Here is a 22,157-nt window from a genome sequence, read left to right as displayed (position 1 = left end):
CCTCGCGCGCGAGAGCCATGTTCAGACGCTTGAGCGGGGTACCCGCCTCAACAGTGACGGTGGCCCAGGACCGGGGCCACCGCGCTGTTGCCGTGGCGGCCCGCTGGGGCATGTGGGCCTTCTGATCGTTCGTGTGTAGACGTCGCAATCCACACCGAACCCGGAAGGCCCTCACTCGTTCAAGAACACTCTCCAGTGATCGCTGTCACCAACCTCCGTGGACAGAACACCTAGCCGATGAGGCGGGAGCCGGGGGACCGGCGCATGGCACCGGACTTGCGCAGGTCGTGGGTGACGTTGACGCGCTTCAGCCAGCGGTCCGTCCCGTCGTAGCGCGCCTCGAAGGCCGTACGGCTGTGAACCACCCGGTGGTTGTTCATGAAGACGCAACTGCCCGCCTCCAGCGCGCAGTCGGTGAGGTGGGCGTCCAGCAGCTCGGCGGCGGCCGCGAAGGCCCGCACGGCCTCGACGTCCTCCGGCGGCGCCGACATGTGCGTCGCGTCGAAGCACAGCAGCGGACGGGACCGCGAGCCGGACAGCACCGGCACCAGGCCGAGACCGTCGACGAGCCGCGCGACGTTCTCGAACACCAGCCGGTCCTCTTCGGTGCGCACGGTGTTGTTCTCCGGCAGGTGCGAGGTGTCGGGGACGATGCGGAAGCGGCTTTGGAACAGCACGTCGACGACGTCGTCGGGCAGCACCGAGAAGTCCGCCTCGGCCACGGTAACCGGCACGGAGTCCGGGTTGCGCAGCGACGACAGCAGGATGTAGTCGGCGCGGTAGGGGTGGAAGGCGTCCTCGGTGTGCAGGGTCAGCGGCGTCCTGCTGCCGGTGCCGAGCAGCGCGCGCTCGTACTCGCGTATCGGGAAGACGTCGTTGACCAGGTGCCCGTCCTGCTGGGTGGCCCAGCCGAACGGCTCGCCGAGCAGCGAACCGTAGAGCAGGACGAGGATCTCCTCGGGCAGCTCGTGGTGGATCCGCCGCTCGTCCTTCCAGTGCGCGGGGGTCGCGCCGATACGCTCGTCGTCCACGAGGTGCCCGCTGACCGTGCAGAAGCCGCGGGCCTGGTCCAGGGAGAAGGCGCGCAGGAACCGCCGGACCCGTTCGGGCAGGCCGCCAGTGAGCAACGGCAGGTCCTGCAGCAGCCGTTCGTCGTCGGCCGCGGGATACTTCTCGGCCAGGCGCAGGGTCAGTTCGGACACCTGCCGGGCCTCGTCCGCGGTCAGCCGCAGCTCGGTCGCGGTCCCGGTATCAGGGGTGATGGACGTGGTCATGGTCGTTCTCCTCTGGTACGGGGCTCGGGTGCCGGGGCCGGATCAGGCGTCGAACTGGAAGCCGCTGAAGGTCTGTTGCGCCGGCTCCGCCTCGGGTACGGGCTCCGCGGGGTCCCGCAGCAGGCGCGCCACCTCGTCGACGAGCCGCTGGACCATCCGCTCCGCCGTGTCGGGGGCGTAGCGCCGGGTGTCGTACTGGAGCACCAGCCGCATCCCGTCCGCGTGCTCCACGAACTGGAACGACAGCTCGAACATGCCGACGCGCAGCGGCGTCGGCCCACCGCTAAGGGTGATGCCGTCCGGCGGGCGCGGGCCGGTGTCGATGTGCGGGTACAGCGCCACCCAGACGTCGAAGAACGGCGGGCGCCCGGGGGACCGGGGCGGGTCGAGCGCCGCCACGAGGGTGTCGAAGGCCACCTCGCTGTGGTCCACCGCGTCCATGGTGCGCCGCGCGACGTGGCGGACCAGGTCGGCCGCGGACATCCCGTCCCTGACGTCGAGCCGCAGCGGGACCGTCGCGACGTGGAAGCCGACCGCGTCCTCGGCGCCGAGCAGCGCCCTGTGGTCCACGGGCGTGCCCAGGCAGATGTCCGTGCTGCCGGTGAGCCCGGCCAGGGTGCGCGCGACGGCGGCGGTCAGCGGCGCGAAGGGACCCGCGTGATGTTGTCTGCCCAGGTGCGTCAGCCGGCGCAGGACGTCCGGGCCGATCTCCTGGGCGGCGATGGCGGTGGTCGCGCCGGCCGGTTCTGTGCGCGGGCCGCGCACCGGCAGGGGCAGCGGCGCCGGGGGCGGCAGGAGGACACCCCGCCAGTGGGCGAGCGCGGCCTCGGGATCCCTCGGACGGACTGCGGACGGTCCCTGCGGCACCGCGTCGCCGCGCCGCAGGACGCCGGAGGACGACGGGTCCGCGTAGGCCGTCACGAGCTGCCTCGCGAGGATCTCCAGGCTGCGTCCGTCACACACCAGGTGGTCCGCGAGCAGCAGCAGGGACCAGCGTTCCCCGGTGCGCAGGAACAGCGTGGCCCGGATGAGCGGGCCCGTCGCCGGGTCGAACGGCACCGCGATCCGGTCGTCGACCAGTGCGTCGAACCGGGCCTCGCTCAGCTGCCGCGCGCCCAGGTCCACCACCTCGAAGGGCGGCTCGTCGTCGGTGAGCACCGCCCGCGGCTCGCCCCGGGCCTCGACGAAACGGGTCCGCAGCGCCGGATGACGCTGGGCCAGGGCGGCCAGCGCGGCCGCCAGCCGGTCGGGGTCGACGAGGCCCTCGCCGTGCAGCAGGCAGGGCACCGTGTACGCGCCGAAGTCGCCCTCGGCGCGCTGCCGTTCGAGCCACAGCCAGCGCGTGCCGTCGGCGACCGGGGTGCCGGGCAGCGAGGAGTCGGGCATCGGGGCGTCCGGCGGCGCGGCCGCGGGCCGCTGCACGGGAGCGGCGGTCCCCGCCGCGTCGGGGGAGAGTTCGGCCAGCCGGGCGGCGAGGAGCTCCGGGGTGGCCGCCTCGAAGACGTCCCGCACGCGCACGCGTACGCCGAAGGACTTCTCCGCGGAGACGGCGAGGGCCAGCGCGGACAGGCTGTGCCCGCCGGCGAGGAAGAAGTCGGTGTCCGGGGTGACGTGGTCGAGTTCGAGCGCCTCGGCGAACAGCGTGCACAGGCGCCGCGTCGGGTCGAGGTCAGCCACGGCGGCCCCGTCCCAGGCCCGTGCGGACGGTGTCAGAAGTCATAGTGTGTGTCGCTCCAAACAGGGCCGGGTGCCGACGGGTTCGGGCTCGCGGACGGTGGCGGGGGGCCGGGCGGCGGCGCGGCGCGGCCAGTGGTCAGAGCGCGTAGCGCGTCGACGACGTGATCGGCGTAGCCGCCTGCCTCCGCCGCGTCGAGCAAGTGGTCGTCGTAGGTGAGGTCGAGGTGCAGGTCATCGCCCTTGATGCGGGCGTACAGCCACAGGTCGCTGGTGGCGGGCAGATGGTCGGCCGGCAGGTCCTCGACGATCTGGCTCTCGGCGCGCAGGCCCGCGTTCTCCCAGCTCACCCCCAGGTCGAGGAGCAGGCTGCGGCCCGGGGCGGCGCGCAGGGCGAGCCGCTCGGCCAGGACGTCGAAGGGCAGCCGGGAGTGCTCGTACGCCTCGACGATCCCGCTCTGCACCCGGGGGAGGAGATCCTTGCCGGTCACCGTGTCGTCGAAGGTGATCCGCAGCGGCACCGCGTTGACCAGGTAGCCGATCAGCGCGTCGGCCTCGGGCCGGTGCCGCAGGCCCGCGGCGAAGCCGATGACGAGGTCGGTGGCCCGGGTGTGCTGGTGCAGCGTGACCGAGAACGCGGTCACGACCTGCGCGAACGGCGTGGCGGTGGCCGCGCCGAGCAGGGCCGCGGGCACGGACCGGTGGACCAGCCCTGTCCGGCCGCGGCGGCTGCGGCGGCGGGCGGGGTCCACGGGGTCGGGGCCGTCGGTGACGCCGTGCAGCCGCTCCCGCCAGAACGCCACCTCGCGCTCGGCCTCGGGCCCGGCCAGCCACTCCTGCTCCTCGCGGATCCACTCCTGGTAGGTGTAGGCCAGCCGGGGCAGTGCGGGCGGTTCGCCCGCCATCACCTGGTCGTACGCGGTGAACAGGTCGCGCAGCAGCACATCGACGCTCGCGCCGTCGTAGATAAGGTGGTGGGCCGTGACGGTGAGCAGATCACCGCCGGCGGGCCCCGCGAGCAGCCGTACCTCGAACAGCGGAGCCCGCTCCAGGTCGAAGCCGACCTGCCGGGCGTCCCGCAGCGCGGCGGCCACGTCCGGGCCCGCGGGGTCCGCGCCGGGCAGCTCCACGACGACCAGCGGGGGCCCCTCCGGCAACCGGTCGAGGACGGTCAGCTCCGCCTCCGTGCCTCGGGGCAGGACCTGGGCCCGCAGCATGTCCTGCCGCGAGACGACGGCCACGAGGGCGGTGCGCAGCGCGTCGGCGTCGATCCGGCGGCCCAGCCGTACGAGGTCGGAGATGAGGAAGGTGTCCGAACCCGCCCAGCGCGAGGTCAGCCAGACGCGGCGCTGCGCGTGCGACAGCGGCAGGAACCCGCTCGGCGGGGCCGTGCCGGCGGCCGGGCGTCGCGCGGTGGCGCTTCTCGCAGGCCGGTCGGCCCGCCCGGTCCGCTCGGCCAGCGCCGCGGTGAGCGTGGCCACGGTCTGGTATGTGAAGACGGTGGCCACCTTGAGGCCGAGGGCGTGCGCGATGCGCGCGGCGGCCAGACTGTGGCCGCCCAGCTCGAACAGGTTCGCGTCCGGGTCGGTGACCGGACGTTCGAGCACCTGCGCCCACACCTCGGCGACGGGCCGCTCGGCCGCCGTGAAGGGACGTGCCGGGGCCGGGGAGTCGACGGCGGCCAGGGCTTCCTCGGGAGAGGGCAGCGCCCGCCGGTCGAGCTTGCCGCCCGCGGCCACGGGAAGCGCGGGCAGGTACACGAAGGCGGCGGGCATCATGTACGCGGGCAGCCGTCCGGTCAGGTGCCCGCGGAGTGCCGCCCGGTCCGCCTCGCCCACCACGTAGGCGACGAGCCGGTGTTCGCCGTCCGGCCCCGGTGCGGGAAGTACGGCGGCGGTGCGCAGGCCGGGGGCTTCGGCGAGGACCGCGGCCACCTCGCCCGGCTCGACCCGGTTGCCCCGGATCTTGAGCTGGTCGTCGGTCCGCCCCAGGAACTCCAGGCGCCCGTCGGGCAGTCGGCGGGCGAGGTCGCCGGTCCGGTAGGTGCGTTCGCCGGGCCGGACCCGGCTGGGCACGAAGCGGGCGGCGCTCAGCTTCGCGTCGCCCAGGTACCCGCGGGCCAGGCCCGCCCCGCCGACGCAGAGTTCACCCGGCGCGCCGAGCGGCACCAGCTCGCCGTGCGCGTCGATCAGGTCCACCCACTTGCCGGGCAGCGGACGGCCGATCGACGCGTCGCCGGACGCCGTGTCCGGCGCACCGGGCGCGGGCGCGGGGACCACCTGCTCCACGGTGGTCAGCACGCCGTCCTCGGCGGGGCCGTACTCGTTGAACAGCCGCACACCGGGCAGGAGATCGGCGTGCCGGGCGGCCAGTGCGCGGGTCACCCGCTCGCCGCCGAGTACGACTTCGCGGACCGCGCGGAACGCCGGTCCGACCTCGTCGAGCAGCACCTGGTAGAGGCTCGGCACGAGCAGCACGTGCCGGATCGGGTGCCGGCGGATGACCGCGGCGACGTCGGCCGGGGTGAGCAGTTCGTCGCGGGTGACGATCACCATGGGCGCGCCCGACCCGAGCGCGCTGAACACGTCGACGATGCCCGCGTCGGCATGGATCGGGTCGACCTGGAGGACGGCGCCCTCGGCGTCGAGTCCGTAGTGACCGATGCGGAACAGCACGGAGTTGACGATGCTGCCGTGCTCCACCATCACGCCCTTCGGCGTTCCGGTGGAGCCGGAGGTGTAGACGACGTACGCGAGGTCGGCGGGGCCCGCGGTAGGCGGCTCCGCGCCTGGTTTTGGGGCCGGCTGCGGCGTGCCCCCGTCGCCGAGGACTACCGCGGGCAGGCCCGCGTCCGCCGCCGTGCCGGTGAATCGCGCCGTGGTCACGGCGGCCACCGCGCCGCTGTCGCCGAGCACGGCCGCAAGCCGGGCCGGCGACTGCTGCGGATCGAGGGGCAGAAACGCCGAACCCGTCTTGAGCACGGCGAGCAGCGCCACCGGCATCCACTCGGAGCGGTCACAGAGCACCGCGACGACGCGGTCGGGCCCGGTCGGCGCGGCGGCCGCGATCCGGGTGGCCAGGGCGTCGGCCCGGCGGTCGAGCTCGCGGTAGGTCAGGACGCGGTCCCCGCAGACGACGGCCCGGCCCCCGGGCGCGCGCCGCACCTGGGCGAGAACGACGTCGAGCAGGGTGCCCGCCGTGTGCGGGGCGGGCAGAGCCGGCCCGGTGCCCGCCGCGATGAGCGCGTCGCGCTGGTCGGCGGGCAGCGCCGGGACCGTGCCGACGGGTGCCGACGTGTCGGCCACGAGGGCGGTCAGGAGGTGGACGAACTGTCCGGCGATCCGCTCCGCGGTCGCCGCGTCGAAGACATCCTCGCGACAGGTGACGGCCACCTCGATCGGGCGGCCGGGGCCGGGCTCGGTGAAACTGAGGGAGAGGTCGAAGCCTTCTGCGCCGCTGTCCAGCCGGATGTGCTCGGCCGCCGGGCCCTCCTCGGTGCCCAGCGGGTCGGTGCCGGAGACGGCGGCCTCGACCAGCACGTCGAAGAGTGGGTTGCGCCCGGTGATCCGTTCGAGCCCCAGCGTCTCCACGAGGTTCTCGAAGGGGAACTCCTCGTGGGCACGGACCTCTCGGGCGTGCCCGGCCACCGCCGCCACCAGGTCGGCGAAACCGCGCTCGGGATCGACCGCGGTGCGCAGCGCCACCGTGTTGACGAACAGCCCGACCGAGTCCGCCAGTTCGGGCCGGTCGCGGCCCGAGACGACGGTGCCGAGCACCACGTCGTCGGCCCCGCTCCAGCGCAGCAGCAGGACCCGGACGGCGGCCACCATCGCCGTGAAGGAGGTGGTGCCGAGGTCCCGGCACAGGTGCTGTACGGCCCGGCTGGTGTCCGCGCCGACCGTGCGGCGGATCGTGCCCGCGGCCGAACTGCGTTCCGCGGGACGGGCGCGGTCCAGCGGCAGGTCCGTGCCGGGCGCGCCTTCCAGGGTGCGCCGCCAGAACGCGATGGTCTCCGGGGCGTCCGGGAGGCCGTGCCGCGCGAGGGCGTACGCGCCGTACTGCGTGGGTTCCGGCAGTTCACGGGTGCCCTTCAGGAACCGCTGGAGGTCGCGCAGGATCACGGCGAACGACCAGCCGTCACAGACGCTGTGATGGACGGAGAGGAGGAGCGTGCCGCCGGTGCCGGTGCCCTCACCCGTGGCTGCGTCTTCGGCGAGCCAGTGGGCGCGCAGCAAGGGGCCTTCGGCGGGGTCGAAGACGTGGCGCTGCTCCGCCGCGGCGATCCGCCGCAGAGTTGCGTCCGCGCCCTCGGGCCCGGCCCGGTGGACCTGGAGTTCGGGCCGGGCCCGGTCGGGCGTGCACACGACCTGCCGCAGACCGTCGGGTTCCGCGCGGAACACGGTGCGCAGGGCCTGGTGGCGCCGGACCACCCGCTCGAGCGCGGTCGTGACGTCGGCCGCCGTGGGGGAGCCGGGCAGCCGGAAGGCCTCCACCATGTTGTACGGGCGCAGCTCACCGCCCTCGTACTGTTCGAGGAACCACATCCGGCGCTGGGCGTTGGACGCGGGGACCGGGTCCGGGGTCTCGGGCCAGGGGGCCTGCCCGGCGGGGGCGGCCGGCCCGTCGGCCGCGGCGCGGCGCAGCAGAGCGCACAGCCCCTCGGGGGTACGGGCGGTGAACACGTCGCGGACGGTGATCTCACCGCCGCCGTCGGCGGCCCGGCCGAGCCGGCCCGCGAGGACGGCGGCGGTGAGGCTGTGGCCGCCCGCGGTGAAGAGGTCCTCGTCCCCGGCGCGCGGCGGTACGCCCAGCACGTCGGCCCAGATGCGGGCGACGGTCTGCCCGGTCGCGTCGGCCGGCTGCCAGACCTGTCCGTCCCGGCCCGCCAGGTGCGCGAGGAGGGCCACGTGGTCGATCTTGCCGTGCAGGGTGACGGGCAGTTCGTCCAGGCGCAGGATGCGGCCCGGGACCATGTACTCGGGCAGTCCGAGCTGCAACTGGCCGCGCACGACGTCCGGTTCGGCGCCCTCGTCCGAGGTGTAGACGGCCGCGAGCGCGGGCGGTCCCGAGGTGTCGGTGAGGGGCAGGACCGTGGCGGCGACGACGCCGGGGACGGCGCTGAGGGCGGCTTCCACCTCGCCGAGTTCGACCCGGTTGCCGTGGATCTGGATCTGGTTGTCGCGGCGGCCGAGGAAGACCAGCTCGCCCTGGTGGTTCCAGCGGCCGAAGTCGCCGGTGCGGAAGGCCCGGACGTCGGGGTGCGCGGGCAGCTCGCAGAACCGGCCGGGTCCGGTCGGCTCGTCGTCGAGATAGCCGCGGGCCACGCCGGGGCCCAGTATGTGGATTTCGCCGGGGACGCCGGGCGGCGCGTGGTCTCCGTGCGGGGTCAGGACCAGGACGCCGAAGCCCTCCGAGGGCCTGCCGACCGGGACCGTGGTCAGCTCGGGGAAGGCGGATCCGGGGCAGGTGAAGGTGGTCGCCTCGATGGTGGCCTCGGTGGGCCCGTACAGGTTGGCGAAGGTGCCCACGCGCAGCCGGTCCGCCAGCCGGGGCAGCAGCCCCGCCGGGATCTCGTCGCCGCCGAGCAGCAGGATGCGGACGTCCTCGGCGGCGCACGCGGGCAGCCCCTCGGCCATCACGGCGAGCAGGGAGGGCACGCAGTTGAGGACGTTCACGCGCAGGCGCCGCGTCGTGGCCCAGAACTCCGCGGGCGAGAGCGCCTGCGGGGAGCCCATGGGCACGACGCAGCCGCCGACCGCGAGGGTGGTGAACACCTGGTACGTCAAGGCGTCCGAGGTCACTGCCGAGAGCAGAGCGCACCGGACGTCCTCGTCGAACCCGACGAGCCGCCCCGAGGCGAGTGTCTTGTACGCGAGTTGGCGGTGGGTGAGGGCGACGGGGCGGGGGAGTCCGGTGGATCCGGAGGTGAAAAAGAGGATCGCCTCGTCGTCGGGGCCGGGCGCGGTCGTGACGACGTCGGCTGCGTCGGGGGCGGCGGGGGCGGCGGCGAGCGTCTGCGGCGAGAGCACCGGGAGGTCCACGTCACCGGGGAGTTCGGCAGACGCGGAGATGACGCACGCGGCTCCGCTCAGGCGCAGTTGACGGGCGACCCGCACCGGCGGGTGCGAGGGGTCGAGGGGGACGAACGAGGCGCCCGTGCGTAGCACCGCCAGGATGGCAAGGACCAGGTCCGGTCCCTTGGGCAGCAGCAGCGCGACCCGATGGCCCGGCCCCAGCCCGTGGTCCCGGGCGAGGGACCGGGCCGCGCGCCCCGAGCGCACGGCGAGTTCGCGGTGGCTCCAGGTCACGGTGCCGTCGGCGACCGCCTCGTGGTCCGGGAAGCGGGCCGCGGCGTCGTCGACGATGCCGGTGAGGGTCGCGGCGGGGAAGTCGGGCAGGACCGGCAGGCCCGACCACCGCTCCAACTCGGCGCGCTGCGCGGGGCCGAGGACGTCGAGGGCGCCGGCCGGCTGCCGGGGCGCGTGGCCGAGGCTCGCGAGGACCGCCGCCGTGCAGCGCACGAGGGCCGTCGCGGCCACCGGCGGTTCGCCGCCCGCCTCGGCGGTCAGCACCAGCCGGTCGCCGGACCGCCGCAGGGTCAGGCACAGGTCGACGGGATCGAGGAGCTTGCCGCCCGCCTCTTCGCAGACGACGCCGAGCCGGGAGAGGGCACGGCCCGCGGGCAGTCCGGCGAGCCGCAGGCGCGTGGCGACCGTCTCCCGGTCGGGCCAGGCGAGGGGCAGCGCGGATTCGAGTTCGGTGTGCAGCGCCGTCAGGAAGGCGGCGGCGGGAGCCTCGCGGTCGAGGGGGGCGCAGAGGGCGAGTTCCCGCGGTGCGGTGTCCGTCGCGGCGGTGTCGTCGCTCCCGCGTGCGGGGGTGGGGGCGGGTACCAGGACGATGTGCCGGGACGCGTCGTCGAGGGCGGCCAGGGCGAGCCGTGCCGCGGCGACGGTCAGCAGCAGCAGGCCGGTCGCGTCGCCTCCCGTCAGGGCGTCGAGCCGCTCGGTGGCCGCAGGCTCGATGGGGCACTCCGGGGTCCCGCCCGCCGGGGACACGACGTCCAGGAAGGGGACTCCGTGGCCGGCCGCCAACCGGGGGAGCCAGGATTCACTGAGGGCATTGTCAATCAGCATTTCTCACGCTCACCCAATCCATCGAAGATTCTGACGAACATGACGGCACCGTAAGATCCTGCGCAAGAGAAATAGATGTTGTCAATCATTGGTCCGGGACGCGAAATCGATCGTTGCTCTTCTACTTGTCAGCCGTTACGATTGTCGATCATCGGCGTCCGGTGCCCTGTGCACCCATCAATCGACGGGATCCCGCATGCTCAAGTCGCAAAGGCTCGCCACGCTTCCGATCGACTCCTACGATTTGAGTGAAGAGCTTTCGATCATCGATTCGAACGACGCTGGGGGTGAATACGACGCATTTACCTTCGGTTCCTGGTCCGCGCATGTTCTGGCCAATTCCGGGGGTAGTGACGAGGACACCTCGTTCCGGCCCTACGAAGGGCAGCTCACCCAGACCGAGCTGGGGCGGAGGCTTCCCGGGATCATGTCGATCGTCACCGACAACTTCCCGCTCGAAAGGTTGCAGTGGGTTCGTATCTTCAGCCTCAGTGATGGAATTCTCGCGCCGCACGTCGATTTCCTCGAATTCTCCGAGCCGGGTACGCGACTTCAGATTCCGCTGCGCACGGACGAGGATTCTCTGCACTCCGAGGAAGACATTGTGTACCACCTCCGTCGCGGTGAGGTCTGGAAGATACATACGACTGTTCCGCACTCGGCCCGAAGCGCCTCGCCTTTCCCTAGGCTTTCGCTGTGTCTCGATTTCTCCGGAGTCGATGAGCCGATCGAAATCATGAACTCAATTCCGGCCGAGTTGCCCGTCCGTATCATGGAGCGCCCGCCGGTCTCGGACGCCGATGTGGAGGAACTGCTGTCCTCTTCGGCCGAGCTGACCGCGACCACCCTGCGCGCCGCCTTCCGGCGCTTCGCGGCAGTCCATTTCACGCGGCAGGCCCACGCCACGGCGGCCTTCGACTGGTTCGTCGAGGCCGCCGCGCGCACCGGGGACGACGCGCTGGTCGACAAGGCCAGGGCGTTTCGTACGTACTGCATCGAGAAGCGCGGTTACCGCGAGGCGTTCGAGTGGTGAGGGACGAGGGACAAGGGCTGCGCGTCGGGCCCGGGCAGGGCCTTGCGGTCCAGCTTTCCGTTGGGTGACACCGGCAGGTCGTCCGCGAGCCACCAGCGCACCGGCACCATGTAGTCCGGCAGCACGGCGAGCAGCGCGCGGCGCAGTTCGGGGGCCGACGGCGGATCACCGGTGAGCACCGCGTGCAGCTCCACCGCCCCGTCGGCCCGCACCACCGGGAACGCCGCCGCGTCCCGCACCCCCGGGAAGTCCGTGAGACGCGCCTCGACCTCCCGGGGCTCCACGGCGTTGCCCCGGATCTTGATCAGGTCGTCCATCCGACCCAACAGCTGCAGGGTCTGGTCCTCCCGCCACACCCCGCGGTCGCGGGTGCGGTACAGGCGGGCGCCGGGGCGGAACGGATCGGGCACGAACGCGGTACGGCTCAGCTCGCCGTCCGTGTAGCCGATGGCCACGCCCACGCCGCCGATGAAGATCTCGCCCACCTCCCCGTCCGGAACGGGCTCGCCGTGCTCGTCCAGCAGGTAGACGTAGGTGTTCCACACCAAGGCCCCGACCGGCGGCCGCGGTTCCAGGTTCCCGGCCGCACCGCTCACCGAGTGGCTGGCCACCATGTGGTTCTCGGCGGGGCCGTAGTGGTTGTGCAGGGTGATCTCCGGCCGGCGGGTGAGGAGCCCCTCCAGGGCCCCGGTCACCCGTACCGTCTCGCCCGCGCTGATGATGTGGCGCAGCTCCGTCGCGTGCTCGAAGTTCGTCGGCAGCGACATGACCACGTCGATGAGCGACTGCGGGAAGTCCACGACCTCGATGCGCTCGTCGACCACATAGTCGATCAGATCCCGCGGATCGCGCCGTACATGCGGCTCCGGCACATACAAGCACCCGCCCGACGCAAGGGTGTAGAAGATCTCCTGCACCGATACGTCGAAGGTGAGGGGAGCCACCTGGAGCACCCGGCGCCCGCGCCCGAGACCGGAGCCCTCCACCTGCCAGGAGATGAAGTTGGCCAGGCAGCGGTGCGTCTGGACGATGCCCTTGGGGACGCCCGTGGACCCGGACGAGAAGATGACGTACGCGGGATCCTCCGGCGCGGGCCGGGCGCGGGCGCCGGATCCGGCGGGAGTGCCCGCCGGATCCGGCGCCACCAGATCTGCGAGACCCGTCGTCCGCGCCGCCGGCGACCCGGTGCCCGCCGCCCCGGTATCGGCCATCACCAGCAGCGCCGCGCTGCTCGCGCGCAGAATCTGCGCGACACGCTCGGGCGGGTACGTCGTGTCCACCGGCAGATACGCGGCTCCGGCGCGCAGCGTGCCCAGCAGCGCCGCGGTGAAGTCGGCCCCCGCCTGCGCGGCGATGAGCACGACGTCACCGCGGCCGATCCCGAACTCCCGCCCGAGCCGGTCCGCGACGGTGTCCGCGAGCCGGTCCAGTTCCGCGTACGTCACCACGCGGCCCGGCTCGCGCACCGCCGGGGCCTGCGGATGCGCGGCCACCTCGCGGTCGATCAGCTCCAGGACCGTGGTGACACCGATGTCCACCACCGGCCCCGCGTGTCCCGGCGGCGCCGCGGCCGTCATCGCCGCGCCCCGGACTTTCCGGCCAGGGACCGGGTGACCTCCGCGGGCAGGAACGAGTACGGGTCCTGCGGGTCGTCGGCCGTCGCCTCGACGCAGATGTGGTGTCCGATGCCGAGGTCCCGCGCCAACTCCTCGAACACCTCGACCATGACGAGATCCTGGAGCGCGAGGCCCGTCGAGTCGTAAACGGTGGTGACCGGCGACAGCCTGCGGTGCGCGTCCGGGTCACGCAGCAGGTCGGGGAGCGGGGCCCCGATCTCCTCGGGGGCGAGCTGCTGGCAGTCCCCCTCGGCCCGTGCCTGCTCCACGTGGTCGGGGCAGACGACCGCCGCGCGCAGCAGGTCCAGCGGCAGCTCCGTCTTGCCCGGCATGTCGGAGCCGATGGTGTTGACGTGCACCCAGGGCTTGAGCGACGTGCCCCGGATGACCGGCCCCTCGTGGGGGCCGACCGAGGTGGCGGTGCACAGCACGTCGGCCCGCTCCTCCACCTCCGAAAGCGGCGCGACCCGCACCAGCCCCTCGGGCATCCGGGCCCGCGCCGCGAAGGAGTTCTCCGCCCGCACGTCCTTGTCGCAGACGAGCACTTCGGAGAACGAGAAGACCCGCGCCAGGGCGTGTAACTGCGTCACCGCTTGGGCCCCGCAACCCACCAGGCCGAGCACGGCGGAGTCCGGGCGCGCGAGCACCCGGCTGGCCAGCGCGGACGCCGCGCCCGTACGGACGGCGGTGGCGAACGTGCCGTCGACGATCGCTCGCAGGTGGCCGCTGTCCGCGTCGAAGGCGCACAGCGTCGACAGGATGGTGGGCAGCTGGTTCTTGACCGGATTGTGCGGGTTGTAGCCGACCATCTTGATGGAGACCGTGGCGCCCTGGCGGACCGCCGGCATCCACTCGAGCAGGCCCAACTGCGGTGTCTCCAGCAGGAAACCGTCCCGCTGCTTCATCTCCACCGGCGCGCCGGATCCACCGGCGAGAACGGCCTCCATGCGGGCGATGGCCAGATCGTAGAGGTGCCCCAATCCCACCTTTGTGACGATGGTGGCGATCGCTTCGGCGTCGACGATGTGTGTGCGCTCAGCTGGCAAGGGTCTCTCCCGGCGCTCAGTGTTCGGGCTGGTTCAACGGGGTCGAAGAGGCAGCGGACTTCGAGGAGGTCGAGGGGCCGCGCCCGTGCCAGGACTCCCACAGGCCGGCGTAGGTGCCGTCGGCCGAGACGAGCTCCGTGTGCGTGCCCTGCTCGGTGACGCTGCCCTGCTCCATCACGACCACACGGTCCGCGTCGTGTGCGGTGTGCAGCCGGTGGGCGATGGAAATGACGGTGCGCCCGCGCAGCACGCCCGCGAGCGAACGCTCCAGGTTGCGCGCGGCCCGCGGGTCCAGGAGGGAGGTGGCCTCGTCCAGCACCAGGGTGTGCGGATCGGCCAGCACGAGCCGGGCCAGGGCCAGCTGCTGGGCCTGAGCGGGGGAGACCGGGGTCTTGTCGGTGCCCAGCTCGGTGTCGATGCCGTCGGGCAGTGCCCGGACCCACTCGTCGGCCGCCACGGCCGCCAGGGCCGCCGTCACTTCGGCGTCGGTGGCGTCCGGCGCGGCCAGCGCGACGTTGTCGCGCACGGACCCGAGAAACACGTGGTGCTCCTGCGTGACGAGCGCGACATGGCGGCGCAGCTCCTCCAGCGGCAGTTCGTGGACCGGCACTCCGCCGAGCGTGACCGAGCCGGTGCGCGGCTCGTGGATGCCGGTGAGGATCCGGCCGAGCGTGGACTTGCCGGCGCCCGAGGGGCCGACGATGGCGACGCGCTCACCGGCGCCGGTGCTCAGGTGCACGTCCTTGATCACATCATGGCCGGGCCGGTACGCGTAGGCGATGCCCTCCGCGCTGAGCCGGTCGTCGGCGGGGCGGCGGTCGGTGGTCTTCTCCGGTCCCGCCGCCGACTCCACGCCGATCAGGCGGGCCAGCGAGGCGTCGCCCACTTGCAACTCGTCGAGCCAGCCGAGGAGTTCGTCCAGCGGGTCGATCACGGCCCTGGTGTACAGGGTCGCGGCGGTCACCTCGCCGAGGCTCACCCAGCCCTCGATGTAGAAGAGGCCGCCGAACAACAGGGTCGCGGCGACCGGCAGGATGTAGCCGAAGTCCATCAGCGGGAACCAGACACTGCGCAGGAACAGCGTGCGCCGCTCGGCGCCGTTGGCCCGCTCGACATCCTCGTCCGTGCGGCGCACCCGCGGACCGGACCGGCGCAGCGACTCCACGGTGCGGGCGCCGGACACAGTCTCGTTGAGCCCCTGGGTCAGGTCGGAGTAGCTCGCCGCTTCGGCGAGGTATGCCTCCCGGGCCCGCCTCAGATACCAGCGGGTCGAATAGACGATGACCGGGACGGCGACCAGGCACGGCAGGACCATGATCGGACTGGTGACGATCAGCGCCACCAACGTCAGCGCCACCGACAGGCTCGCGACCAGGATCGAGGGCGCGCCCATGCGCACGGCGCGGGACAGCGAGTCCACGTCGCGGGTGCTGCGGGTCAGCAGGTCACCGCCGCCGGCCTTTTCCACGGTGTGCAGCGGCAGCGTCAGGACCCGGCGGATGAACCCCTCGCGGATGTCGGCGAGGACCAGCTCGCCCAGCCGGGCGCCCTCCAGACGGGCGGTGCGGGTGAACACGCCCTGGAGGATCAGGAGTCCGGCGATCACCAGCACCGTGACGTCGACCCGGGTGGTGGTGATGCCCTTCTCCACCTGCTCGACCAGATCACCCAGCAGGGCGGGGACGACCAGGCCGCAGGCGGTGGCGAGGACGAACCAGAGCACGGTGCGCGTCAGCAGGCCGGTGTGGCTGCGCACCAGAGCGCGTACGTGACGGCGCACCGTCTTCGCGTCGGCTACCGGAAGACTCACTGTGCACTCCTTGGCGGGCGGCTGTCGGAAGGAACGGGGACGATGACGTTCACGTCTCCTCCCGCATCACCACGGCGGCGTACTGGGACGTGCCGGAGGCGAGTTCACGGTGCGTGCCGGTCATGACGACCTTGCCGTCCTCCACGAAGGCCACCTCGTCGGCCCGGTCGAGCAGCAGCGGGCTGTTGCTCACGACCACTGTGGTCAGCTCCGACCTGGAGGCGTGGAGCCGTTCGGCGATGACGGACTCGGTGTGCGCGTCGACGGCGCTGGTGGGGTCGACGAGGACGAGCACGTGGGGCTGCGCGGCCAGAGCGCGCGCGAGCCGCAGCCGCTGCTGCTGGCCGCCCGAGAAGCTGGCTCCCCCTTCGGAGACGACGGTGTTCAGGCCGTCGGGCAGCGCCTCGACGATGTCTTCGGCATTGGCGTCGTGCAGGGCCTGCGCCCGTACCTGCTCGGAGCGTCCGCCCAGATCCTCGGCGAGGACGCCGGAGAAGAGGGAGTCGTCGTTGCGGGTCACCAGGACGAGGGCACGCACCTGCTCCAGCGGCAGGGTCTCCAGCGGCACGCCGCCGACGGTCACCTGGCCCTGGGCGTACCGGCCGAGCCGTTCGGCGATCTCGGCGCCCTCCTCCGGGGTGGCGGCGGCGATCGCCGTCATCACGCCCGGCCGTACCCGCAGCCCCGATGTCGCGTCGTACAGGTCGGGCGCCTCAGAGATGTCGGCCATCGCGGTGCCGGCGGTGGGGTCGGGCTCCAGGGACAGGACGCGTACGACCCGATCGGCCGCCACGTCGGCGCCGACGAACGACTGGACCGCCGACGTCGCCGTACGCATCGGCAGCATGAGGAAGGCGGCGTAGCCGTAGGCCGCGACGAGGTCACCGGCGGTGAGGCCGCCGCCGACGGCCAGGCGGGCACCGATCCAGACGACCGCCACCACGAAGATGCCGGGCAGCAGCACCTCGGCGGCGGGCAGCACCGACTCGATCTTCGCCACCTGGACGCCCGCCTGCCGCACGCGCTGCGAGTCCTTGCGGTAGCGCTCGCCGAACGTGGCCTCGCCGCCGATGCCGCGCAGGACGCGCAGGCCGGACACGATGTCGCCGGCCCGGTTGGTCAAGTCGCCCTGCAGGTCACGGTAGTTGCCGATCCGCTTGTGCAAGGGGCTGAGCAGTGGGCCGGTTCCCGCGAGTAGGGCGGGGACACCGATGAGGACGAGCAGGCCGAGGGTGACCGACGTGGAGAGCAGCACCACGGCGACGAGCACGACGGTGACCACGCTGCCGATGCCCCGGGCGAGGGCCCCGGGCAGCGCGCCGATGCGGGTGATGTCGGACGTGCCGATGGTGACCACCTCGCCCGTGGAGACGCGCTTGGGCAGCGTGGCGCCGAGCCGGGTGGTGTGCGAGGCCACGAGGCGGAACGTCAGGTAGTTGGCCTTGAGCCGGCCGATGGTGTCACAGCGGTGCCGTAGCACACTGCCGACGGTGGTGACCAGGGCGAGCCCGATGATGACGCCGGTCCAGGCCCACAGACGGCCGGTGTCCTTGTCCGACACGGCGTCGATGGCCCGGCCGATGGCGAAGGGGGTCAGACCCATGCTGGCCATCCACAGGCAGCCCCAGAACACCCCGAGGAACAGTGTGCTCGACTGCCTGGCGATCAGCCATCGGAGATAGCTCCTGGGCGAGCGGAGATCCGGGTCTCCCAGCTCGGGCAGCGGATTGTTGCTTGGCAATGCGGATTCCTTCGGGGTCGTCCCGCCCCGGACGGCCGGGGCGGTCAGGGGGACGGAGAGGTTCTGCGGTGCGGGCGGTGCGCGGTGCAGGTCGTGGGGGGGCAACCGGGGTGGCCCGTCAGCTGCGTGTGGGCAGCAGGTGCGTGACGAACGTCCTCAGCTCGGCCGTCACCTGACGGGGAGCGTCGAGGTGGTAGAAGTGGCTGCCGGGGAACGTCCGTACAGTGCTGGGGCCGGTGGACCACTCGCCCCACTTGCGGATGTGCCCGTCGGTCACACCCTCGTCGTCCTGCCCCCGCCACGCGCCGAGCGGGCAGCGCAGGAGCGGGTCCGTGCCGGGCGGGGTGTAGGTGTCGCAGATGGCGCTGTCGCCGCGGAGGGGTCGCGTCACCGCGACGGCAAGACGGCTGTTGGCGCCGACGGCCGCGGGCACGACGCCGTCCGCGACGAGTTCGGCCACGAGCTGCTCGTCGGTCAGCCGCTCGGTGCCCGACCGTTCGCCCTGGTCGTCCGGTGCCCGGCAGGCCGAGGCGACGAACCCGCTCGGCCAGCTGCCCTGTTGGTGTCCCAGGCGGCGGGCGAGTTCGTACCCGATCAGCGCTCCCATGCTGTGGCCGAACACGTAGTAGGGGAGGTCGAGGCGGGCCGCGAGCCGCGGGGCCAGCTCGTCGAGCACCTCGGCCATGCCGGTGGCGGGTTCCTCGCGCCAGCGGTTCTCCCGGCCCGGCAGCTGTACGGCGAGGAGCGCGATGTCCGGGCCGAGCATCTCCTGCCAGGGGCAGAACTGAAAGGCACCGGAACCGGCGTGGGGGAGGCACACCAGCAGCGCCGTCGCCGTGCGTGGCGGGTCCCACTCCACCAGGGGGCCCGCGGTCATGGGCGCCGGTCTAAGACGGGCAGGCGAAGGTGACGCTTCTGGAGGACAGACACACTGTTTCCCTTGTCAGTCGAAGGTGACGTTCAGAGGTAGGGAACGGTCCCGTGCTCGGGCGGCCGGACATGACATCAACGGCGGGTGCGGTGCCGGAAGTTGGGGGTGGGGGGGGGTGGGCCCTGCTCGACGGGTGCGACGCGAATCGTAAATACGCATGCCTCCAACACGTTGCCAACATTCCTATCACGGAAGGGACTTGGAATGGCAAGGGCGAATATCGCCCGTCCGTTGTGTCCGTGTCCTAATGTTTTCCGTTGGGTGATGGTGCATCAGGCTGTGTTGCACGTCACATGGTTGAGCAGGTGTCGGCACGTGCTTCACTGGCCAGGAATTTACGGGTCAGTGGTCAATCCGACCTGGTGCCTTGCCGGCGAGGGATGTTCGACGTAAGGAGGCGTACCTCTGGTCGGCCAGCGTGCACGGAGACCCCAATGCCGCTGAACAGGTGTCCGGAACCCTGCCCTCGACCGGGGCGCTGGGTGAGCGCGTCAAGTCCTCGTGTCGATACAGCGCGACGGGGACGAGGGGATGTGTGCATGACGCAGGACGAACGTGGCGTAGCCGTGGTTTCGGGTGCTTCGTCAGGATTCGGCGAGAGAATTGCACAAGTGCTGTCCCGACAGGGCTACTTGGTGATTGCTCTGGCACGCAGGGCGGATCGGCTGAAGGCCCTGGCGGAGCGGGACTCTACCGGCGCGATTTTACCGGTGGTCGCCGACGTCCGGGACCGCGAGGGTCTGGAGCGGGCCCTGGACGAGCTGCCCGAGGACTTCCGTGACATCTCGGTGCTCGTCAACAACGCCGGCCATTCCCGAGGGTTCGGACCGATCCAGGCAGGGCGGGGCGATGCCTGGCGCGAAATGATCGACACGAACATCACCGGTCTGCTCAACGTGAGCGGCCTGGTCCTTCCCGGGATCGTCGCCCGCGGATCGGGTCATGTGGTGAACATAGGATCGATCGCGGCGAGTTACCCCTACCTGGGCGGCAACGTGTACGCCGCCACCAAGGCATTCGTGCATCAGCTCTCGCTGAACATGCGCGTCGACCTGCAGGGCACGGGCGTCCGGGTGAGTTGTGTGGCGCCGGGCATGGCGAAGACCGAGTTCGCCAAGGTGCGTTACGACGGCGACGAGGAGCGTGCGGACGCGCTCTACGCGGGACTGGAACCGCTCACCGCCGAGGACGTGGCGGAGGCGGTGTCGTGGTGCCTTGCGCAGCCCGCCCGCGTCAACGTCAACATGATCGAACTGATGCCGACCGAGCAGCACTTCGGACTCGGCTTCGCGGGGAGCCCGCCCGCCTCGCCCGGCGGCACGGATGGCGCCTGAGTCGGTACGGACCGCTCCCCGGCGCGTGAGCACGCGGGACGGCCTCGTCGCACGACCGGCACGCCCCGGAGAAGCGGAACGGATCGCGTCGCTCTCCGCCCCCTTCGTCGAGAAGGGGCTGTTGATAGACCGCACGACGGCCGAACTGGCCCAGATGGTCGAGGAATTCGTGGTCGCCTGCGAAGGAGACCGGCTGGTCGGGTGCGCCGGGATGGCGCCGGTCGGCGCGAGCCTGGTCGTCTACAACCTCTGCATTGCGGCCGATTGTCAGGGCAGAGGAATCGGCCGGCAATTGGTCGGCCTGGCCGCGAGTATCGGCAAAGAGCAGGGGTATCAATCTCTGCTGGCTCTGACCCGATACAGCGGAGAATGGTTCGGGAAGCTGGGGTTCTCGAATGTCCCGGCGAGCGAGACCCGCGATGAATGGCGCACTCTATTCCGTCCCGGCCGTAGGTCGAGCCTCTATCGGTTGAGACTGGCATCCGACTCGTCCAGAGACTGAAGCATGCCCGTGTGCCTGCTCAAGCAGACCTAGGAGTGACACAGTTGATAATCTGCGGATTAAAACTCACGCATGACGGTGCCGTCGCCCTGCTCGACGACGACCGCCTGGTTTTCAGTGTCGAGATGGAGAAGCTGGGAAACGGTCTGCGCTACAGCACCGTCGCCGACTTCAGCCTGATCCCCGGAATCCTCTCCGACTTCGGCTACAAGCCCGAGGACGTCGACGAATGGGTGGTCGACGGCTGGGACGGCGACGTGTCCGGCACGGTCTCCCTGCTCGACCAGGGCGCGCCCACCGAGATCGTGGTCGGCCCCTACCGTGAGTCGGCGGCTTGCCCGGCACTGGACGTGCCGAGCGTCTCGGGCACCTTTCCCATGGACGGCGCGGCCTACCCGTACACCAGCTTCCCGCACGCGGCGGGACACGTGTCGAGCGCCTATGTCTCCAGCCCCTTCGCCCGGCGCGGCGAGGCATCGTTCGTCCTCGTCTGGGACGGCGGACTCTTCCCGCGCCTCTACTGGGTCGACCCGCGCGAGGGCGTGCAGAACCTGGGCGAGCTCTTCCCGGTCCTCGGTCACGCGTACGCCATCGCGGGACACCACTTCGGCCCCTTCCGCAAGACGGTGCAGTCGCTCACCGTCGACGACCTCTCGGTGGCCGGCAAACTCATGGCGTACATCGCGCTGGGGCAGCCGGACGACGCCGTGATCGCCGTGCTGCGCGAGGAGTTCCACCGCGTCTTCGAGAGCGACGAACCGGCCGCGGTGGAGTACCGGGCGACGGTCGGCGGGTACGGCAGCCTCTTCGAGCAGTCCGTGCCGCCGGTGCACGAGTTCTTCTCCGCGGTGCGCGCCCGGGTGTCGGAGAACGGCGTGAGCGACGAGGACGTGCTCGCCGCCGTGCACGTCTTCTTCGAGGAGCTCCTCGTCGAGCGGATCACCGCCAAGGTCCTCGCCGCCAAGGGCGAAGGGCCGTGGAACCTCTGCTTCGCCGGCGGCTGCGCGCTCAACATCAAGTGGAACAGCGCGCTGCGCGCGGCGTCCGCCTTCCGCGACGTGTGGGTCCCGCCCTTCCCCAACGACTCGGGATCCGCCATCGGCGCGGCCGTCCTCGGCCGGGCGCAGCACGCCGGTCTGACGGCGCTCGACTGGAATCCGCGGCTCGGCCCGGCGCTGACCCCGTCACCCGAGCTGCCGGCCGGCTGGTCGACGTCGGCCTGCACCCCGGAGGAACTCGCCGGGATCCTCCACGAGACCGGGGAGCCCGTCGTCGTCCTGCACGGCCGCGCCGAACTCGGCCCCCGCGCGCTGGGCGGCCGCAGCATCCTGGCGGCGCCGGTCAGCGCATCCATGAAGGACGAGCTGAACCGCGTCAAGGACCGTGAGCCCTACCGGCCCGTCGCTCCCATCTGCCTGGAGGAGGAGGCGCCGAAGATCTTCTCGCCCGGCACGCCGGACCCGCACATGCTCTTCGACCACGACGTACGGCCGGAGTGGGTGGAGCGCATCCCCGCGGTCGTCCACCTCGACGGGACCGCGAGGCTCCAGACGGCCGGCCGGGGCGACGACGACTTGCTCTTCACCGTGCTGTCCGCCTACCACCGGCTCAGCGGCGTCCCGGTGCTCTGCAACACCAGCGCCAACCTCAACGGGCACGGCTTCTTCCCCGATGTGGCGTCCGCCGCGCGATGGGGCAGGGTCTCCCGGATCTGGAGCGACGGGACGCTGTACCGGCGGACCGACGGTCGCACGAAGGCGTGAGACCCCGGGAACGCTCGGAGGCCACCGCCCACGGCACGGCCGCGTCTCTCGTCGCCACGCTGCCCCGGCTCAGGGAACTCCACGGCCGGACGGTGGTCGTGGTGGCGGGCGACCACGTCCTGGCCGACGAGAAGCTGCGGCACGCGTTCTGCGGCGACATCGGGTTCCTGCGGTACAGCGGGGTGCGGGCCGTCGTCGTGCACATCCTCGGCCGTCTGCAGCGCGAGGTGGTCGCGGTTGATGTCGACACCGTCGCTGTTGCCACGGGTGTCAGCGGCACGGCCGTCGGGGTTCGCGGTG

General features: G+C 72.0%; 12 protein-coding genes and 1 pseudogene. 5 read left to right on the top strand and 8 right to left on the bottom strand.

Features of this window, described 5'->3' with window-relative positions; all coding sequences use genetic code 11:
• Positions 1 to 230: 230 nt before the first annotated feature.
• Genes gntD through AB0D57_RS43745 form a run of 3 tightly spaced genes read right to left on the bottom strand, consistent with a single transcriptional unit; the run spans position 231 to position 10,081 of the window.
• Positions 231 to 1,274, bottom strand: a complete 1,044-nt coding sequence (gene gntD / locus AB0D57_RS43755) for a guanitoxin biosynthesis L-enduracididine beta-hydroxylase GntD (RefSeq protein ID WP_362087513.1) — start codon at positions 1,272 to 1,274, stop codon at positions 231 to 233.
• Positions 1,275 to 1,316: 42 nt separating this feature from the next.
• A complete protein-coding gene (locus tag AB0D57_RS43750) occupies positions 1,317 to 2,951 on the bottom strand; it encodes a condensation domain-containing protein (protein WP_362087510.1) in 1,635 nt (544 codons plus the stop codon).
• Between the two features lie 32 nt (positions 2,952 to 2,983).
• On the bottom strand, positions 2,984 to 10,081 hold the full coding sequence (locus AB0D57_RS43745) for an amino acid adenylation domain-containing protein (RefSeq protein ID WP_362087507.1): 7,098 nt from the start codon (positions 10,079 to 10,081) through the stop codon (positions 2,984 to 2,986).
• Positions 10,082 to 10,277: 196 nt separating this feature from the next.
• Here AB0D57_RS43745 and AB0D57_RS43740 point away from each other — a divergent pair, with 196 nt between their 5' ends.
• Positions 10,278 to 11,114, top strand: coding sequence for a putative nonproteinogenic amino acid hydroxylase (locus AB0D57_RS43740; RefSeq protein ID WP_362087504.1), 837 nt, complete (start codon positions 10,278 to 10,280; stop codon positions 11,112 to 11,114).
• Here the strand turns inward: AB0D57_RS43740 and AB0D57_RS43735 are convergent.
• The 5 genes from AB0D57_RS43735 to AB0D57_RS43715 all read right to left on the bottom strand — a co-directional run bounded on the left by AB0D57_RS43735 (position 11,090) and on the right by AB0D57_RS43715 (position 18,204).
• Positions 11,090 to 12,691, bottom strand: coding sequence for an amino acid adenylation domain-containing protein (locus AB0D57_RS43735; protein ID WP_362087501.1), 1,602 nt, complete (start codon positions 12,689 to 12,691; stop codon positions 11,090 to 11,092). The two genes, AB0D57_RS43740 and AB0D57_RS43735, sit on opposite strands and share 25 nt — an antisense overlap.
• On the bottom strand, positions 12,688 to 13,776 hold the full coding sequence (locus AB0D57_RS43730) for an ornithine cyclodeaminase family protein (protein WP_362087498.1): 1,089 nt from the start codon (positions 13,774 to 13,776) through the stop codon (positions 12,688 to 12,690). Before AB0D57_RS43730 ends, AB0D57_RS43735 begins: the two co-directional genes overlap by 4 nt.
• Positions 13,777 to 13,792: 16 nt before the next feature.
• Positions 13,793 to 15,586, bottom strand: a complete 1,794-nt coding sequence (locus AB0D57_RS43725) for an ABC transporter ATP-binding protein (protein ID WP_362087495.1) — start codon at positions 15,584 to 15,586, stop codon at positions 13,793 to 13,795.
• A 49-nt stretch (positions 15,587 to 15,635) separates the two neighbouring features.
• The gene (locus tag AB0D57_RS43720; protein WP_362087492.1) at positions 15,636 to 17,327 is read right to left on the bottom strand and encodes an ABC transporter ATP-binding protein; all 1,692 of its coding nucleotides are present in this window, start codon (positions 17,325 to 17,327) and stop codon (positions 15,636 to 15,638) included.
• Between the two features lie 118 nt (positions 17,328 to 17,445).
• A complete protein-coding gene (locus tag AB0D57_RS43715) occupies positions 17,446 to 18,204 on the bottom strand; it encodes an alpha/beta fold hydrolase (RefSeq protein WP_362087489.1) in 759 nt (252 codons plus the stop codon).
• A 593-nt stretch (positions 18,205 to 18,797) separates the two neighbouring features.
• Here AB0D57_RS43715 and AB0D57_RS43710 point away from each other — a divergent pair.
• The 4 genes and pseudogenes from AB0D57_RS43710 to AB0D57_RS43695 all read left to right on the top strand — a co-directional run.
• Positions 18,798 to 19,592, top strand: coding sequence for an SDR family NAD(P)-dependent oxidoreductase (locus AB0D57_RS43710; RefSeq protein WP_362087486.1), 795 nt, complete (start codon positions 18,798 to 18,800; stop codon positions 19,590 to 19,592).
• Between the two features lie 25 nt (positions 19,593 to 19,617).
• Positions 19,618 to 20,094, top strand: coding sequence for a GNAT family N-acetyltransferase (locus tag AB0D57_RS43705; RefSeq protein ID WP_362087483.1), 477 nt, complete (start codon positions 19,618 to 19,620; stop codon positions 20,092 to 20,094).
• Between the two features lie 35 nt (positions 20,095 to 20,129).
• Entirely contained in the window at positions 20,130 to 21,857 is a 1,728-nt protein-coding gene (locus AB0D57_RS43700) for a carbamoyltransferase N-terminal domain-containing protein (protein WP_362087480.1), read from the top strand.
• Positions 21,854 to 22,157, top strand: a pseudogene (locus AB0D57_RS43695) (hypothetical protein); the annotation flags it as partial. The gene AB0D57_RS43700 and the pseudogene AB0D57_RS43695, both read left to right, overlap by 4 nt.

Origin of the sequence: Streptomyces sp. NPDC048275 (assembly GCF_040652275.1) — a bacterium.
Lineage (GTDB): Bacteria > Actinomycetota > Actinomycetes > Streptomycetales > Streptomycetaceae > Streptomyces.
This window is presented reverse-complemented; position numbering and strand designations above follow the sequence as displayed.